Origin of the sequence: Parabacteroides massiliensis (assembly GCF_900155425.1) — a bacterium.
Lineage (GTDB): Bacteria > Bacteroidota > Bacteroidia > Bacteroidales > Tannerellaceae > Parabacteroides > Parabacteroides massiliensis.
The window spans coordinates 217,759-236,320 of sequence record NZ_LT700192.1 but is presented as its reverse complement, the minus strand read 5'-3'; the positions used below and the strand labels follow the sequence as shown (position 1 = coordinate 236,320).

General features: G+C 45.6%; 14 protein-coding genes. 8 read left to right on the top strand and 6 right to left on the bottom strand.

Annotated elements, in window-relative coordinates; genetic code table 11:
• Window positions 1-43: 43 nt before the first annotated feature.
• A complete protein-coding gene (locus BQ9893_RS19685; protein ID WP_075967628.1) occupies window positions 44-1,927 on the bottom strand; it encodes a TonB-dependent receptor plug domain-containing protein in 1,884 nt (627 codons plus the stop codon).
• Window positions 1,928-2,016: 89 nt separating this feature from the next.
• The gene (gene nikR / locus BQ9893_RS19680) at window positions 2,017-2,418 is read right to left on the bottom strand and encodes a nickel-responsive transcriptional regulator NikR (protein WP_008155523.1); all 402 of its coding nucleotides are present in this window, start codon (window positions 2,416-2,418) and stop codon (window positions 2,017-2,019) included.
• A gap of 357 nt (window positions 2,419-2,775) precedes the next feature.
• Between nikR and BQ9893_RS19675 the strand changes: the two genes are divergently transcribed.
• From BQ9893_RS19675 to BQ9893_RS19655, 5 genes are all read left to right on the top strand, one after another.
• On the top strand, window positions 2,776-3,708 hold the full coding sequence (locus BQ9893_RS19675) for a DMT family transporter (RefSeq protein ID WP_075967627.1): 933 nt from the start codon (window positions 2,776-2,778) through the stop codon (window positions 3,706-3,708).
• Window positions 3,709-3,799: 91 nt separating this feature from the next.
• Window positions 3,800-4,819 carry a phenylalanine--tRNA ligase subunit alpha gene (gene pheS / locus BQ9893_RS19670; protein WP_075967626.1) on the top strand — a complete coding sequence of 340 codons (1,020 nt, stop codon included), beginning with the start codon at window positions 3,800-3,802 and terminating at the stop codon, window positions 4,817-4,819.
• Window positions 4,820-4,899: 80 nt separating this feature from the next.
• Window positions 4,900-5,286, top strand: coding sequence for a fluoride efflux transporter CrcB (gene crcB / locus BQ9893_RS19665; RefSeq protein ID WP_075967625.1), 387 nt, complete (start codon window positions 4,900-4,902; stop codon window positions 5,284-5,286).
• A gap of 3 nt (window positions 5,287-5,289) precedes the next feature.
• Entirely contained in the window at window positions 5,290-5,934 is a 645-nt protein-coding gene (gene nth, locus BQ9893_RS19660) for an endonuclease III (RefSeq protein WP_075967624.1), read from the top strand.
• A gap of 6 nt (window positions 5,935-5,940) precedes the next feature.
• On the top strand, window positions 5,941-6,840 hold the full coding sequence (locus BQ9893_RS19655; RefSeq protein WP_075967623.1) for a hypothetical protein: 900 nt from the start codon (window positions 5,941-5,943) through the stop codon (window positions 6,838-6,840).
• Window positions 6,841-6,857: 17 nt separating this feature from the next.
• Here the strand turns inward: BQ9893_RS19655 and BQ9893_RS19650 are convergent, their stop codons facing one another.
• Both BQ9893_RS19650 and tsaD read right to left on the bottom strand, forming a co-directional pair.
• Window positions 6,858-7,322 carry a CinA family protein gene (locus BQ9893_RS19650; RefSeq protein ID WP_075967622.1) on the bottom strand — a complete coding sequence of 155 codons (465 nt, stop codon included), beginning with the start codon at window positions 7,320-7,322 and terminating at the stop codon, window positions 6,858-6,860.
• A 25-nt stretch (window positions 7,323-7,347) separates the two neighbouring features.
• Window positions 7,348-8,376, bottom strand: coding sequence for a tRNA (adenosine(37)-N6)-threonylcarbamoyltransferase complex transferase subunit TsaD (gene tsaD, locus BQ9893_RS19645; protein WP_075967621.1), 1,029 nt, complete (start codon window positions 8,374-8,376; stop codon window positions 7,348-7,350).
• Between the two features lie 110 nt (window positions 8,377-8,486).
• Between tsaD and BQ9893_RS19640 the strand changes: the two genes are divergently transcribed.
• Window positions 8,487-12,992 (top strand): translocation/assembly module TamB domain-containing protein, encoded by a 4,506-nt coding sequence (locus BQ9893_RS19640; protein ID WP_139322635.1) that lies wholly within the window; start codon window positions 8,487-8,489, stop codon window positions 12,990-12,992.
• A 122-nt stretch (window positions 12,993-13,114) separates the two neighbouring features.
• Here BQ9893_RS19640 and BQ9893_RS19635 read toward each other — a convergent pair whose 3' ends face one another.
• A complete protein-coding gene (locus BQ9893_RS19635; RefSeq protein WP_075967620.1) occupies window positions 13,115-14,791 on the bottom strand; it encodes a putative transporter in 1,677 nt (558 codons plus the stop codon).
• A gap of 111 nt (window positions 14,792-14,902) precedes the next feature.
• On the opposite strand from BQ9893_RS19635, the gene BQ9893_RS19630 reads away from it, so the two are divergent.
• Window positions 14,903-15,751: a peptidylprolyl isomerase gene (locus tag BQ9893_RS19630; protein ID WP_075967619.1), complete on the top strand. Its 849-nt coding sequence runs from the start codon at window positions 14,903-14,905 to the stop codon at window positions 15,749-15,751.
• 56 nt (window positions 15,752-15,807) lie between these two features.
• Window positions 15,808-16,197, top strand: coding sequence for a hypothetical protein (locus tag BQ9893_RS19625; protein ID WP_075967811.1), 390 nt, complete (start codon window positions 15,808-15,810; stop codon window positions 16,195-16,197).
• 74 nt (window positions 16,198-16,271) lie between these two features.
• On the opposite strand, the gene BQ9893_RS19620 is transcribed toward BQ9893_RS19625, so the two are convergent.
• A complete protein-coding gene (locus BQ9893_RS19620) occupies window positions 16,272-18,539 on the bottom strand; it encodes an outer membrane beta-barrel protein (RefSeq protein ID WP_075967618.1) in 2,268 nt (755 codons plus the stop codon).
• Window positions 18,540-18,562: the final 23 nt, after the last annotated feature.

Here is an 18,562-nt window from a genome sequence, read left to right as displayed (position 1 = left end):
GATTTTTATTAAATGTTACAGGACGCAAAGGTATACAAAATGTTTAGAAAGTGACATCGATTCCTCCCATGAAGATCGCTTTCGGCATCGGGAAACCATCATTAATCGTATAGCGGGTTGCCGTCAGGTTTTCGCCTTTCACAAAGAGGTTCAGTCCTTTGTCTCGTGTACCGAAGCGATAAGCTGCCTTCGCATTCAAAGTCGTAAAATCCTCTTTCTTGGAACAACTCGTATCTGTATACAAATCAAAGACGGACTGCACATTCACGTTCAAGGTGAAACGCCCCGGCGTGTAGGTGGCACCTGCATAGAGCTTATGTCCCGGTGCTCCCGGAATGGGTTTGCTCATGTGCAAATAACTATAGTTCATGTCCATATTCAAATTCTTGCAAATCTGATAGCGAGCTTCAAACTCTATACCCTTATTGGTAAATGTCCCTATATTCATATTCTTATAAGGAGGTCTGCCGTCCCCATTCACGCTTTCGGAATAAATCATGTCTTTCCCGTCAATAAAGAAAGCCGTCAACTCAGTGTACAAGTCGCCTTCCAAAAAAGACTGTCCGACAGCAATTTCATAATTCACCATACTCTCAGGTTTCAAATCAGGATTGGCAGCTCCCCACATATACATCTCGCGGATATTCGGGCTACGGAATCCTTTGGAGACAGATGCACGGATCGTATTTCCTTCAAACGGACGTATCGTAACACCTCCTTGCGGAACCCATTCACCTCCATAAGTGCTGCTGTGTTCATAGCGGACACCGGCATTCAGGCTCAATATGTCAAAAAGCTCTTGCTGCATGATGGCGTATCCGGCCGTTTCATTCACCGTTTTATCCACTAACTCATTTTTTGTACCATCATTATTATCATTCCAAGCATGTCCGCCCCAGTTTTTATAATCCACACCGACTGTCAGGTTATTACCTTTGAACAAACGGAATGATTCATACAATTGGACTCCGACGTTGTGGTCGTCGGAACGGAAAAGATAAGTCAATGGATTTCCTCCCGGCTTGTAGCCATCATTGATTTTATGGTTACCCCAGTTATAGAACAGACGCAAGGCTCCACTCATCTTAGCATGATTGTTTTCCAGAGCCATCGAGGCTGTTCCACGCAAAATATCCATTTTATTGTCTATAACAGGCTCATATGTTTTACCGGGATTTTGAAACTTCGACTTGGCAAGGCTGACATCTCCTGTCACCTTATAATGCTCATTGAAAGCATATCCTAAGTTAGCGAAACCATTTGTGATGTTGAAATCCGAATTTGGCCGATGCCCGTCGGTTCGATCATGATTTATCGAGATAAAGCTACTGAATTTGCCAACGTTAAAGCCGTTATTCACCATATATTTTTGCGTATTGTAAGAGCCATACATCACACGCGCCTGCGTACGCCGCCCTTCCTGTTTATGATGACGGGTAATGATATTGACAACCCCTCCCATCGCATTGGAACCATACAGTAAAGATCCGGGGCCGCGGATCACTTCCACGCGCTCTACATCCGAGGCCACATAGGTATCGGGCAGAGAATGTCCGAACACTCCGGCCCATTGCGGTTGTCCGTCGAACAACATCAAAACCTTATTTCCGCTTCCTACCCCGCGAATATTCACCGTTCCTGCCGCTCCTGCCGAAACGCCAAAACCGGTAATCCCTTTTTGTGTCACAAACAATCCGGGAACATGCTGAGAGAGTACCGGCAACAATGCCGATTCGCTGCTCGCTTCGATCTGGTCGCGGTCGATCACCGAGATAGTAAGCGGCACACTGCTTCGGTTCACCTGTACTTTGTTGGCCGAAATCACAACCCCTTGCAAGTTAATCAGGCTATCGATCACAGCCGGGTCATTTGCAAAAACCAGAGAACTGCACAAAAGCCCGGAGGCAAGTAAAATTACTTTTTTCATTTCTCTTCTATATTTAAATTACTATTGTTAGACGCTTAATCGTGTTACGCTTTTTATAATTCGTGCTACCATACAGGTAAAAAATATATCTAATCCGCCCGACTCATAACCAACTTGCCATGTTTAAGTCCCTTTATCGTAGTCAACCGGTCCGACAGTTCAGTCAAACGGTAAGCCGTACCCATCACGGTCGCGATGTGCAGACAAAAATTCCGGTTCACATAATATTGGGAAGAGGATAAGATTACATCCTGATAATTTTGTTGGATATCGGCAATCCGGGAAGTAATTTCCTTTTTTACCTGGTCGTACATAAGGATAATCGTACCTGCCACGATATGATTACACTGCCATTTCTTTTCAGCGACATTTTTCTCCACCAGAAAACGGATAGCCTGCGAACGATTGGCAAAACCATTCTCGTTCACATATTGGTCCAAAGATTCCAGCAGGTTATCTTCTAAAGAGACTCCAAAACGCTTTAAAGACATATACAGTTTTTTTATTGAACTTTCGGGCGTAAAGATAGTACATTTTTCAATTATTTGTAAAATCTTTTCCGATACTTTATTTGTTGTACCTAATTGTAATCTATCTCACAATACCCATTGGTCCAAATCGAAACAATAGGGCATGAAATTGAGTTTTCTACCCCATATTTTTCAAAATTCCCTATAGGGTAATATTTTTTAAGAAACATGATATTGCATAATACATTAAATATCAAACAAATACGGATATACGCTTTTTTACAGGGGTTATTGTAAAATTGTTGTGTTTTTTTATAGTTTCCAACAGGACAAAAAAACACAATATATATTACATTTGCACCCCAAATTCTACATGAGATGAATGCTAAAGTAAAAGGATATTTTTTAGGAGCGATCGCCGCCGCGACTTACGGGACGAACCCGTTGTTTGCCCTTCCACTGTATAAAGACGGTATGGATCCTGATTCGGTTCTTTTTTTCAGGTATCTGTTTGCTATTCCCATACTCGGCATGATGATTAAAGGCAGAGGGAGAAGTTTCAAAGTAGAACATAAAGCAATAATTCCACTGATTATCATGGGGCTGCTGGTCGCCATTTCTTCACTGTCCCTGTTCCTAAGCTATAATTATATGGAAGTCGGGATTGCCTCAACACTTCTTTTCGTCTACCCGATCATGGTCGCACTGATCATGGCACTTGTATTCAAGGAGAAACTGACCGGGCAAACTATCTTTTGCATCTTACTGGCACTGGCAGGTATCGGCCTGCTCTATAAAAGCAGCGACGGCACGACGCTCAATCTTACCGGCGTTATGCTGGTTATGGCCTCGGCCTTGTCCTATGCCATATATATAATAGGTGTAAACCAGTCGACACTGAAAAACGTGGCTACGCTCCCGCTGACTTTTTATATACTGCTTTTCGGCGTATCTCTGTTTTTTGTCCGTGTCGGATTCGGTAAAGACCTTTATATTGTGGACAAATGGTATCTTTGGGGAAATCTGATCGCGCTCGCTGTCTTCCCTACCGCCATTTCATTCCTCTGTACAACCAGTGCCGTACAATATATAGGTTCGACACCGACCGCCATACTGGGAGCACTCGAACCGGCCACGGCCGTATTTATCGGAGTTGCCGTCTTTGGCGAAGCTTTGACACTGAGGATCGGTTGCGGAATACTATTGATCATTCTCGCCGTGACGATCATCATTGCCGGCAGCAACATCACGAGCCATTTGATCCGTTTCAGGAAGCTCTTTCCCCGATTGCCGATCGGAAGGAAGCGGTAAGAAGAACAACCTCGAAAAAAAACCGCCATAATCGGTTGCAGTATTCAAAGAAAGGAGTAAATTTGCACGTTGAAAATAAAAATGATTAGAAATGATCAATAAGATTAACGCTCTGCTTAAGGAAGTAGAGAACCTGAAAGCGGCAAACGCAGAAGAACTGGAAGCATTACGCATTAAATACCTCAGCAAAAAAGGTGAAATATCTTTGCTGATGAACGATTTCCGCAATGTGGCGGCAGATCAGAAGCGTGAAGTCGGCCAGCACCTCAACAAACTGAAAGAGGCAGCCCAAAATAGGATAAACGAGCTGAAAGCCAGCTTTGAAAATGTACAGACGACGAACGATGACATCGATCTCACCCGTACAGCCTATCCTATCGAATTAGGTACCCGCCACCCGCTTTCGCTCGTAAAGAAAGAAATCTGCGACATCTTCGGACGTTTAGGATTCAGCATTGCTGAAGGACCGGAAATCGAAGACGACTGGCATGTGTTCTCTTCTCTGAACTTTGCAGAAGACCACCCGGCCCGTGACATGCAGGATACTTTCTTTATCCAACATAATCCGGACGTATTGCTTCGTACACATACTTCTTCCGTTCAGACACGTGTCATGGAGAACCAAAAGCCTCCTATCCGTATCATCTGTCCGGGACGTGTATATCGTAACGAAGCGATCTCCTATCGCGCCCACTGTTTCTTCCATCAGGTAGAAGCCTTGTATGTGGACAAAAACGTTTCTTTTGCCGACTTGAAACAAGCATTGCTGTTTTTTGCCAAAGAAATGTTCAGCGCTGATACAAAAATCCGCTTGCGTCCATCTTATTTCCCGTTCACCGAACCTTCTGCCGAAATGGATATTTCCTGTAATATCTGCGGAGGAAAAGGTTGCCCGTTCTGTAAAGGAACCGGTTGGGTTGAAATCCTCGGTTGCGGTATGGTTGATCCGAATGTACTTGAAAACTGCGGTATCGACAGCAAAGTATATTCCGGTTATGCTTTAGGAATGGGGATCGAGCGTATAACAAACCTGAAATACCAAGTAAAAGACTTACGCATGTTCTCTGAAAACGATGTTCGTTTCCTGAGACAGTTTGAGTCAGCCAATTAAGTTGAGAACCTAAATCATTTACCATCTTCCCCGGGTCCTTAACCAGCCCGGGGAAAAACACACTAAAAAAGTAAAATGGTATGATAAAGGTTTTACTGCTTATAACAGGAGGGGCAATCGGCACGGTATTCCGCTTCGGAGTTTCCACGTGGGTACAGCGCTCGATGCTACACTCCTTTCCTTTCGGGATACTTTCGGTCAATGTGATCGGTTCTTTTCTGATCGGTTTTTGCTGGAGCGTAGCCGAAACTTGTAATTTCTCTGCAACCGCAAGAGCGTTCCTCTTCACCGGGTTGTTCGGCGGATTTACTACATTCTCTTCGTTTGCACTGGATACGATGTCGCTGATGAAAACAGGCGAATATAAGTTGGCACTTTTGAATCTGGTCGCCAGCAATGTGTTAGGATTGTTAGCCGTATTCTTAGGATTGCTTCTTGGTAAAAATTTCATGTCACTAATAAAATAAGGTATGCGTAAGGAGGAGCGATATAAAGGGGTTTTAAACTGGTTCAACGAGAATGTGCCGGTTGCCGAAACGGAACTGCATTATGACAACCCGTATCAATTGCTTATCGCCGTGATCCTGTCTGCCCAATGTACGGACAAACGGGTGAACATGATCACTCCCGCCCTCTTCCGGGACTTTCCTACCCCGGAAGTCATGGCCGCATCCACCCCAGAAGTGGTCTTCGAATATATCAGGAGTGTCTCTTATCCTAACAATAAATCGAAACATTTGGTCGGCATGGCGAAGATGCTGATGTCGGATTTCGGCGGTGTCGTGCCATCCGATATCGATGAGTTGCAAAAGCTACCCGGCGTAGGCCGCAAGACGGCAAACGTCATTGCTTCGGTCGTCTACAACAAACCGGCAATGGCTGTCGACACGCATGTGTTTCGCGTAGCTAACCGCATCGGTCTGACAAACAACAGTAAAACTCCGTTAGAAACGGAAAAAGAGCTGGTGAAACATATCCCGGAAGAGCAAATCCCGATCGCTCACCATTGGTTGATTCTGCATGGACGCTACACTTGCATCGCCCGCAAGCCCAAATGTGAAGAATGTGGGCTCAAACCTTGGTGTAAATATTTCCTGAGTCCAAAGAAAACATAACACACAATGAAAGCTGACAAGCGGGAAATAGTAACATTCGTTATAGCTGCTCTCGCTACGTTGATGGCAGTCTGGTTCTTTTTAGGCAAAATGCAAAAAGAGAAAGAGACGGTGCGGACTGATTTATACACATTAGTAGCCCCGGCACCGGATGCGATATTGAGCATAAACCGTCCTGCCGCTTTCAGCAAATATATCTTATCACGAAAACCGGAACGGGATGCTTTCGCTTCAAAGATTCCGGATATCTATCTTTCCATCATTCAAAACAACCGGAATCTTCCGTGGCTGCTTCTATCTTTCCATCCGCAGGGAGTCATCTTTTACGCACAAGTGGGAAACAACTACGCCAGCCGGATAGAGAAAAACACGTTGCAGAAGGTATTCGGTTCGTTCGCGCCGCAGAAACAGAAGAAGGACGGCATCACATTCACCTATTATCCGGATGCCGGAAACCGTTTTTTCGGTTATTATCAACATGAAGGCATATGGGTGGCGAGCTACAGTAAGAAGCTGCTCGAAGAAGTAGCCCAAATCCAATGGAACCGGAAAAGTTATTTGCGTCCCGACCAGGACCACCTGCGTAAGTCATTCGACCCAAACGCCCCGCTGAACCTGATGGTGCAAGCAGACAGCCTCGACCTATACGTTTCCCTTCCCGATTCAGCCGAATGGCGTGTCCGGAAAGGATGGTTAGGCGCCGATCTTTTCATGAACGAAAATCATCTTTGCTATTTTGGCAACCTTCCCTATAATTCGACCGCCGACAGCTTATATACCTCTTTAGGCGACACATTGGCACTGCGGTTGGAACAGGCCTTTCCGCAATTCACAGTGTCCAACCAAACGACACGGGAAAACAGCCGGGTGTTTTACACGGGATGTTTCACTTCCAAAGACCAATAAATAACGGGATATATCTTTTATAACAACTGCTTCAGCATCCTCAACGCCATATCCGCCGCCAACCGGATATTCTCTTCACGTTCCGTCCCGAAATGGCAACATTCGGATACGACCTTATCTTTCAGAGCAGCGGCAATCCAAACGGTTCCGACAGGTTTTTCGGGAGTACCGCCACCAGGACCGGCAATACCGGAAGTAGCAACCGCACAGTCGCAACCTAACACACGGATCGCACCTAACGCCATCTGTTCGACGACCGGACGACTGACCGCCCCGTACTGCGCCAGGCTCTCTTCCGAAACGCCTAAAACATGCTGTTTCACTTCATTGCTATAGGAAACGACTCCTCCGCAAAAATAATCGGAACTGCCGGCCACACGTGTAATCAGATGTGCAATATATCCACCGGTGCAACTTTCTGCCGTTCCCAACGTCAGGTGGCGAGAACGAAGCAACCCGCCTATTTCTTCTTCTATAACCATTCTTCTCTTCTTTACTTTTTCCTCTTTACCTCAGTTTCGCCTCTACCCTTGCAAAGGGAGCGGCATCCATCGGGCAGAACTGCTTGTCGAGATATTTGTAATATCCCGTTATGGCAACCATCGCCGCATTGTCTGTCGTGAAAGAAAACTTCGGAATATGCACTTTCCAACCGAAACGCTTCGCATGATCGAGAAAAGCATCCCGTAAGCCGGAATTGGCCGATACGCCACCAGCAACAGCCACCTCCTTAATGTTCAGGTTCTTCGCTGCCAGGCGCAACTTGTTCATCAGGATATCGACCACCGTCGCTTGCAAAGAAGCGCAAAGGTCCTGCTTGTTTTTTTCGATAAAATCGGGGTCTTCCTGCAGCTTGTCACGCAGGGTATAAAGGAAAGAGGTTTTCAATCCGCTGAAACTATAGTCGTAACCGGGGATATGCGGCTTACTGAAGGTAAAGGCCTTCGGATTCCCTTCATTGGCAAGGCGGTTCACGACAGGACCGCCGGGATAACCTAACCCCATCACCTTTGCACATTTATCAAACGCTTCACCGGCGGCATCGTCGATCGTCTGCCCGATCACTTCCATATCATTGTAAGCGTTCACCTTGATGATCTGTGAGTTTCCACCCGAAACCAACAGGCAAAGGAACGGGAACGAAGGAGCATGATTGTCTTCCGGCGTCTCTTTGATGAAATGAGCCAGCACGTGTGCCTGCAAGTGGTTGATCTCGATCATCGGGATGTCCAACGAAGCCGCCAAACCTTTGGCAAAGGAAGTTCCGACCAGCAACGACCCCATCAACCCCGGCCCTCTGGTGAAAGCAACGGCGCTTAGTTCGGATTTATCGATACCGGCACGCTTGATCGCTTCGGCAACCACCGGGATAATATTCTGCTGATGTGCGCGGGAAGCCAGTTCGGGAACGACACCACCATAGGCTTCGTGAACAGCTTGACTGGCAATTACATTCGACAACATCACGCCTTCGCGTATTACAGAGGAGGAAGTATCATCACACGATGATTCGATTCCTAATATTGTCACACTCATATCTTCGCTTTAATTTTTGTGCAAATTAACGAAATCTATCGGGATATTGTTGTAGTTTTGTGCTTAAATATAGTAAAGATATCAAAGGATTAAAATACATAATCATCGCCCTGTTTACCCTGTTCTGGATATTCTACGCGACTCCGGCCATTCTGTTACGCATTCCCTATGTACAGCAAAAAGTGGCCAATACGGCAACGACAGTATTATCCGAGCGTTTAGGTGTGCCCGTACGAATCGGGAATGTAGACATCGAATGGTTCAACCGCCTGGTGTTGGAAGATCTATATCTCGAAGATGAAAGCGGAGCCGTGCTGTTCGATGCCAACCATGTTTCAGCTGGTTTTGAAATCTTGCCTTTACTGAACGGCAAGATCGTGTTTTCGACAATCCGCCTGTTTGGGTTCTCCGTCAGCCTAAGCAAAGAAACACCGGCAGACAAGTTGAACCTGCAATTTGTCATCAATGCATTCGCCAGCAAAGACACGGTTAAAAAGCAACCCAACATTGACTTACGTTTCAACTCGATCCTCATACGCCGCGGTAATTTCCGCTACGATGTGAAGAACGCAGCCGCCACCCCAGGAAAGTTCAATGCCAAACATATCGACATCCGCAATATGAGCGCCAAGATATCGATGAAGGCATTCAACAAGGATAGCCTCAATGCCAACATCAAAAAGATGAGTTTCGACGAAGCTTCGGGCTTTTCGCTCAACAAACTTTCACTCAATATAGTTGCCAACAAGGACAGTGCAATCATCAACAACTTTGAAATCAAGTTGCCTGAAACGGACCTTAAAATAGACCGTACCCATATCCATACGAAGAATGCAGAAAGTGCTGCAGATTTACTGGATCATTCGCCCGTAGAACTGAATATCGCACCTTCGCAAATCTGCCTGAAAGACCTCTCCGCTTTCGTCCCGGCATTTCGCAATTTTTCGGAAACCATCGAACTTTCGGCTGAGGCTTCGGGCTATATAAACAACATCGACCTGAAACGGCTGACACTGAAATACAGCGATAAGATGCTTTTTGTCGGAAAAATGGGGATGAAAGGAATCACGCACCCGGAAGATGCTTATATTTTCGGGCAAGTCAACAAAATGTATATCACAACCGAAGGTCTTTCGGGTCTGGCCAACAACTTCAACGAGAGCTCGGTCAACCTGCCGGATGCGATCGTCAAGTTGGGCACGATCAACTTCACAGGCGAGATATCCGGTTTCTTCGACAACCTGGTCGCTTTCGGTAAGTTCTCGTCAGCGATCGGATCCGTCCAGACAGACCTGATATTCGGGAGCGACAAAGAGAAGAACATTGCCGCCTACCTGAAAGGCCATCTCTCGACCTCCACTTTGCATCTGAACGAACTTTTTCCAGAGGGCAACCCGTATGGGACAGCCAAACTGGACGTTACGCTGGACACGCACCGTCCTGTCAACGGATCGTTTTCGGGCAATATCAAAGCGAATATAAACGAGTTCGAATACAAGGGCTACAAGTACGAGGATATTCTCATCTCCGGTAATTTCAAGAAAAACGGATTCAACGGCGTGCTGGACATTGACGATCCGAACGGCAAACTGTATGCCGAAGGGTTGTTCCTGCACGAAGGAAAGAATTCCATGTTCAACTTCACCTCGCGTCTGGAGCATTTTCGACCGGACAGTCTCCATCTGACAGACAAATATGAGGCTCCGGACATCTCCTGTTCGTTGAATGCTGACTTCACCGGAGACAACATAGACAACCTGGAAGGGAGCATTATGCTTGACAGCCTCTCTTTCAAGACCGAACCGGACAGTTTTTTTCTGAAAAAGTTCAAGGTGGAAGCAACTGGTCATTCACTGGACCGCCATCTGACCATCACCTCCGATGTCCTGAATGGCGAGGTGACGGGAGCTTACTCTTTCACGACCATCGTCCCCAGCCTTATGCAGACACTAAAGGGATATATCCCGGCTCTGATCAACGTCACGCAAAAAAAGCAAAAGGTGATGGAAAACAACTTCTCTTTTTTGCTGACTATCGAAAATACGGAAGCCATGTCCAACACCTTGAAATTGCCTTTTACGATGCTGAATCAAGGACGCATCACCGGACATTACAACAACCAGTACAACCGTTTCCGCTTCGAGGCCTACTTGCCTAAATTCAACATCGGCAAATCCATGTTCGAATCCGGCTACCTGACCTGCGATAACCCTGAAGACAAAGTAAATTTGAAACTTAAGGCAACCAACTACAATACCAAAGGGTTACGCAACTACATGGATCTGAAAGTAGATGCTAAAGACAATCAGATCAAGACACAAATCGGTTGGGCGAACAACAAAGAACGACTGTTTAAAGCAGATATCTCCGCCTCCACGCTTTTCATAGAAGAAGAGCAGGAAAAAGAGCCTGCCAAACTGCGTACGGAAATCTCGTTGGACAAGAGTCCGCTGATTCTGAACGATTCCACTTGGTACATCGCTCCATCCACCATCACCCTTGCTGACGACAAGATCAGGATACAAGACTTTTCCGTTTCCAACGGCAACGAATATGTCCACATGGGAGGAGTGGTTTCAAAAGATCCGACCGACACACTGCTGCTGAACCTGAAACAGGTCGAACTGAGCTATATCTTCGACATCCTGAACATCCCGGTACTCCAATTTGCAGGCAAGGCTACCGGCACTTTCAATATCACCGACCTGTACGGTAGCCGGATGCTGAACACCGACCTCGAAGTGCAAAACTTCTCGTTCAACCAAGTACAGTTAGGACGCCTCAACCTTTTCAGCGAATGGGACGACCAGCAAAAAGGTATCTTGATGTTAGGCAGTATCTATAAAAACGATACGACCTGGACCGATGTGAGCGGCTATGTCTATCCGGTCGGTAAAAACGCAGGCCTTTCTCTCTTTTTCGGGGCAAATGATTTGGATGTCGCCTTTCTGCATCCTTTCGTCGAGAATATCGCCAAAAACATACAAGGAAGAGGTTTTGGAAATGTCCATCTGCATGGACCGTTCAAGGAATTGAATGTGGAGGGCGATGCTTTTGTACTCGATGGCGGCCTGGGTATCGAATATCTGAACACCTATTACACTTTTTCCGATTCCATCCACCTGACACCGGAAGCGATCATCGGACGTAACGTAACGGTGTATGACAAATTCGGCAACCCGGCAAAGGTTAACCTGACTGTCAACCACAAACATTTCAAGGATGTCAGTTTCAATGTAGGAGTCCAGACAAACAATATGCTGGTATTCGACACTTCCCAAAAGCAGAATCCGCTGATATTCGGGACTGTCTTCGGAACGGGGACAGCATCCATAAAAGGGAACGGACAACTGATCAACTTCGACATCAACATGCGAAGCGATCCCAAGACATCCGTCAAACTCGACTTCATGAACAATTCTTCTGCGGCAGAATACGATTTCATCACATTCGTGAATAAAAAAGAATTGGGCGAAATGGCACTTACCCGACCGGCCGATTCCATCAAACCTCTTATCTTCAAAAACGAAGATGAAGGAGCGGAATTGCGTATGAACTTCCTACTCGATATCACACCGGATGCCAACATCGAATTGATCATGGATCCGGTTGCAGGCGACAAAATTGCAGGGAACTGCAATGGGAGCCTCCAGATACAGTACGGAACGAAAACCGATTTGCGCATGTACGGAAACATCGGGATCGTACAAGGAAACTATAATTTCAGCCTGCAACAACTTATCCATAAAAACTTTAAGATTCGAGACGGCAGTATTATCAATTTTAGGGGAGATCCCTTCGAAGCAACGATGAATGTAAACGCCATTTATAACGTGACAGCCAATATACAGGACTTGGATCCCAGCCTGACATACGAAAGTTCCCGACGCAATACACCGGTCAACTGCGTATTGAAATTAGACGGTGTGCTGCGAAACCCGACTATATCGTTCGACCTCGAACTGCCGAGTTCCAACGAAGAACTCCAACGGCAGGTCAAAAGTCTGGTCGATACAGAAGACATGATGACCCGGCAAATCATCTATTTGTTGGTTTTGAACAAATTCTATACTCCGGAATACAATGCGCAATATAAATCGAACGATTTCAGCGCAGTGGCCTCATCCGCCCTTTCTTCTCAGATATCCAGTATCATGAACAGCTTCACCGACAAAGTGCAACTCGGCACAAATATCCGGACCAGCCAAGATGGCATCGAAGATACGGAAGTTGAGATGTTGTTGTCCAGCCAATTACTGAACAACCGCCTTATCTTCAACGGTAACTTCGGATATAAGAACAGTACGATAAACAACCAGAAGAATGCTTTCATCGGCGAGTTCGACCTTGAATATCTGCTGACGCCAAGTGGCGATATTCGCCTGAGGGCCTACAATCATGCCAACGACATGTATATGATATTGAAGCAAGCTCTGACGACACAAGGAGTCGGCATCATGTACAAGAAAGACTTTACTCGCTTCTCCGACATTTTCCGCCGCCGGAAGAAGTACCCGTTAGTCCCCCTTCCTCCAGTAGCCCCCCTCGACAGTACACAGCAAACACCGGTAGCCACAGAGCAAGTTCCGACAGCAACAGAACAAACAAAAAAGTAATCAGGATTTCGTATGTATGAAAGAAGAGGCCGCATTTCTTATAAAAGAAGATGGCTTATCATGAAACGGGGGCCTGCATTTCTATATATGCAGGCCCCCGTTTCATGATATTAATTATCTGATTATGCGAAGAACAGAATCAACAGCTGTGCCGTCAATACCCGGAGAAACATAGTCAACGGATAGACCGTTGCATAGCCTACCGATGGAGCATCATTTCCGGCTGTCGCATTCGAATAAGCCAATGCTGGCGGGTCAGTCGTACTACCGGCAATAAGTCCCATAAGCGTAAAATAGTTGACCTTACAGAAATAACGGCCGATACAACCGATGATCATCAACGGCACAAACGTAATGATGAAACCGTAACCGATCCAAGCAAAACCTCCATTATTCACAATCGTATCGACAAAACCGTCACCGGCACTGAGACCCACACAAGCAAGGAAAAGTGTAATACCGATCTCACGCAACATCAGGTTCGCGCTCTGTGTCGTATAGGTAATCAACTTATAATGATAACCGAAGCGGCTGATCAGAATAGCCACAACCAACGGACCACCTGCCAGACCTAATTTGACCGGCTGAGGAATACCGGGGAAGGTAATAGGAATACTACCCAGCACGATACCCAATGCAATACCAACGAAGATCGTGATCAGGTTCGGTTCGTTCAGGCGCTTCATCGAATTGCCCAAAACCTTTTCCACATTGGAAACAGCTGTTTCAGTACCGACAACATTCACACGGTCACCGACCTGCAAAGTCAGTCCCGGTTTGGCAACCAGATCGACACCGGCACGATTGATACGGGTGATATTAATACCATACAATTTACGCAGTTTTAACTGCCCCAGACGCTTACCGTTCAGTTCCGGTTTCGTGATCAGGATACGGCGGTTGATAAATTGGCTCTCCATACGGATCCACTGTTTACGCTCCATATCGATCTCTTCTCCGATAAAGGTCTTGATCGTCTCGGCATCCGTCTCGGTCGTGATAACAAAAACCTTGTCGTTTTCCTGTAATACCGTATTGGCCGAAGCGATTTCGATCTGCTTGTTGCTGTCACGCCAGACACGGGAAATAACGAAATCACGATGTTCAAGCAGGTTTGACAATTCAGCGACCGTCTTATTGAAAATAGCCGGATTCTTCACGATCAGCGAAATCGGCTTTGCCTCATTGGTATGCGAAGAATCTTCACTGTTCAACTGTTCGTTCTCCTTATCGAAATTTATACGGAAAATATACTTAATCAAGATAATGGACAAAATAATACCGATCACACCCAATGGATAAGCGACTGCATATCCCAAAGCGATCGTATTGTCTGACACTCCGTGCATATCGGTAAACGCTTGCTGTGCAGCTCCTAATCCCGGTGTATTCGTTACTGCACCCGACAAAATACCAACCATCGTTGGCATCGGAATCCCGGTGGCATAATGCAGAATGACAGCCGTCAGGACTCCTAAGAACACAATGCCACAAGCCAACATATTCAACGTAATCCCTCCCTGTTTGAAAGAAGAGAAGAAACCTGGTCCGACCTGCATACCTACAGAGTAGACAAAAAGTATCAATCCGAACTCTTTAAAAAAGTGAATCACGTTGTGGTTGATCGTAAAACCAAAATGTCCTAAAATAATCCCCACAAACAAGACAAGAGTAATTCCTAAAGATACGCCAAAGACCTTAACCTTACCCAATTGTATGCCGGCGGCGATCACAAAGGAAAGCAGAAGTATGGAGTGGCCAATGCCCTCGCCCCATAACAAATCATTAATCCAATTCATAATAATACGTGTAGTTATAATCTTAAATTTGCCTTAAAGGCTGCAAAGGTAGCCATTTACTTTGTGTTTAACAACATAAATACTATCTTTACCCTCCAAATATTTCAAAAGATGAAAAAGAGCTATTATATCTTATTAGGTTTGCTGGCCTGCCTCTCGCCAGCTTTTGGCCAAAACGATGCAGACGCCGTAACATCTGCATCAGAACAGGTTCCCGCGAAAATAGTCACTATCAATACAAGCGCCGGAACCATGAAAGCGAAACTGTATGACGATGTTCCAAACCATGTCCGTACCTTTATCGAACGTGCCAAACGAGGTGAATATGACGGAACATTGTTCACCCGTGTACTTCCCGAATTCATGATACAAGGCGGAGCTCCCGATTCCCGTAATGCACCTGCCGGTGCCCGTTGCGGTTTCGGAGACCGAAATTCGGAGATCATGCCGGAGATGCGTCCTCATCGCTTCAACAAGCGAGGTGCGTTGGCTGCTCCCCGTCAGAATGACGACATCAACCCGCAAAAAAAATCAGACATGTCGCAGTTCTATATAGTACAAGGGAAAGTCTACACCAATGGAGAATTGGACACGCTGGAAATGATTGCTAACCAGGATATCAAGGAGAAGGCTATGCAGAAATTCTTTTATCCTGTCCGTGCCGAACTGCGCATGCAGAAAACCAGCAATAAACGCGAATATCAGAAACGTTTGCGCAAAATCAACGCCCAGGTTGATTCAATGGTACGTGCCACACCCGGACACCTGTTGTTCACCAAAGAGCAACGAAAAGCCTACACTACTGAAGGCGGTTGCCACCATCTGGACGGCAACTATACCGTATATGGCGAACTCATCGATGGATTCGACGTGCTCGATGCCATCGCCGGACAACCCCGCGACGAATACGACCGCCCCAAAAAGGATATCCGCATTATTAAGGTGACAGTGGAAAAGTAAAAGTGAAAAGTAAATGCCTTTTTCTTAATTACTAATTTTTGATTATTGATTTCCCTATGCTCAAACGAGATTTCATCATGATACAGATCGAGGAACTTGCCAAAGTAGTCCTTCAGATCATTACGAACCGCAACACTAATGCGACTCGCCATACCCCGGAGTTGATCCAAACCGTGTACAATTCCCTCAAACTGGACCGTCCTGCCCTAATGGCTCTTCCGCCCGAAGAGCTTATCCGTCGCCTCGACAGTGATGACAATGGCGGAATCCTTCGTCTTGAGATAGCCGTCAAAACCTTGATAGAAGAAAGCTACCTCTACCCCGATGAAGAGCAAGCGATGTTGCGAAAAGCCAAGATGCTTTTAGAATATATCCAAAAGTATGACAATACGTTCTCTTTGGAACGCGTGAATATGCTGGACGAATTGGGACGGCGTATTCTTTGACCGATAGTCAAACATTTAACCGGTATCTCAAGTACATTTAACACACAGCCCTAAAAAGATAAGCAGGACTCATGCTAATGTCCGAACCTTGAGGTATCAATCTTCCGGACTTCTTTCTTCTTATATCCACCAAAGCGGTAATTGAAAAGTAAAGTGAAAGCGCGTGAATAAAAACCGTTGTTCATATCCAAGTGTTGCCCTTTAAAACGAACTTTCAAGTTAGGCATGCCTGAGTTGAAAAGATCGCTACAACGGGCAGACAAGCTTATCCTATCATTAGCAAAACCCCATTTAATTCCGGCTGTAAGGTTATAGACCGTTTCTATGTCAAAAGTACCCTGAATCATCGGGGTTTGCAGGCTACCTATTAATTCAAGAGCCAGATTCTTACTAACCTTAAACGTGTTATCCAGCGAACCGTTGAACATCCATTTCTTCCGGTTAAACGGGATATCGAAAAAGTCGTCGCAACATTGGCGAACCTGCATACCGATCAAAGTAAGTCGTGAATCCAGCCAATTCCCGACTTTAAAAGGTAAAATGACGTTTGCCCCCCACATCTGCATATAATTCCAATTTGTATTCTTATAGATTAATGCCAAGCGGTCGGTGGATTGGTAGCCTGTTTGTACGAAAAAGTCAGACGTATGCATGAAGAACAGACCGAAAATATACTTTTGTTTCCATATATAATTACCGTTCAAATTATAGGTTGTCGACGGTTTCAATCCCGGCGTTCCCCAAAGTTCGGTATATCCGTTTAGATGGCTGACGGAAGACTGCATATCCCAATAGCCCGGATATGTTTTATCCGTCGATAACGAAAACTGGAATAAATGTTCGGGAGATTTGACATACGTCAGGGATGCTTGCGGATAGACTGCCCATTTACGATAACTGCCGATGGTATAATATTCACCTGTAGCAGAGACAGAGACCGACGTTCCGGTCGCATAGTTCTTGCTCAGGGATACATAAACATTGGCAGTGTGCTCGTGAAGCCTGGAATCTGTATTTTCGGTCTGGATATCGCCTACAACCTTATCATAGGTCTGAAAGTCACGGTCTTTCGCAAACCGGTAAGACATTCCGTAACTTAAATTCCATTCTTTGCCCAAAGAACGTTTCCGGTCGGCATAAATAGAATACCGGTCTATTTTTTGACCGCCGATGATAGAAAAACAGCTTTGACCACCCTCCGTATAGTCAGCCGACAAAGTCTGATTATTATCGGATGTATAACGCGTGTAATCCCCGCCGACATCAAATCCGGATCCGGAATGATATTGCAAAGTAACATTATGCATACGGGTTTCGACATATTTGTCTACATTGCTTGCTTGGTAATTGCCTGAGGTCAGGCTATTGCTATGCTGGTCAGGAGTAAAACTACCGGTATAAGCGAGATTGAGATTATCCTTATCATTCAGGTTATACTCGAATACAGTCCTAAAATTGTGGTTCCAATACTTCATCCGCAACTGCTCGTTTTGCCTGATATCATATACTTGATTTTTCAATGTGTGCCTGGAATACAGATCCATATATTCCATCTTTTTTACATCATTGGCCCCATACATGACATCAAAAGCCATCTTAGGCGTCGATAAGCGGAAATTTCCGTTCGCCCCACCGCTATTGAAATATTGGTTTGTATAATCAGCATTGACTTCTCCTTGAAAAGAATAATCATGAGATCGTTTCAAGACAATATTGATCACAGCTCCTCTTACATGATATTCAGGAGGCGCGCTATACATGACTTCCGCCTTTTCCACCCTATCCAACGGAGTATTGCGCAAAAGTGTCTCAAGTTGTCCGGCCTCCATTGTTGTCGGTTTTCCATTCAAGACCACAGTCAAGTTTCCCGTGCCTGCCAAAGTAAGTACACCTTTACTCTCCTTTACACCGGGGAGTTTAGCCAGAGCCTCGTATGCATTGTTCACCACTCCATCACCGGCAAGAACGGACAAATCGTATCCCAAACGCCCATCTTCCACTTTCACAAAAGGACGCTCCGCTTTTACCACGATCTCATCCAAAGCATAATCCTGCGGATCAAGTCGAATGACACCGACATCTCTGCCCTTTCCCGTGATTTCCTTAGTTTTGTACAAGAGATGCTGTACGATCAATCGGTATTCTTCCGGCTGGCTATCCAATACAAAAGTTCCGTCTACATTCGAAATTGAGGCGTTTATATATGTAGAATCTGTTGTCTGCAAAACAATGGTTGCACCGTCTATCGGTTGTTTTTTATTGTTCGTGATCACCCCCGTGATATTCTGTGCCTGCAAGGAGGCAACAAAGAATAATAGTAAAATACCGATTCCGACTTTCATATAATATAAAGTTTGTATTAATT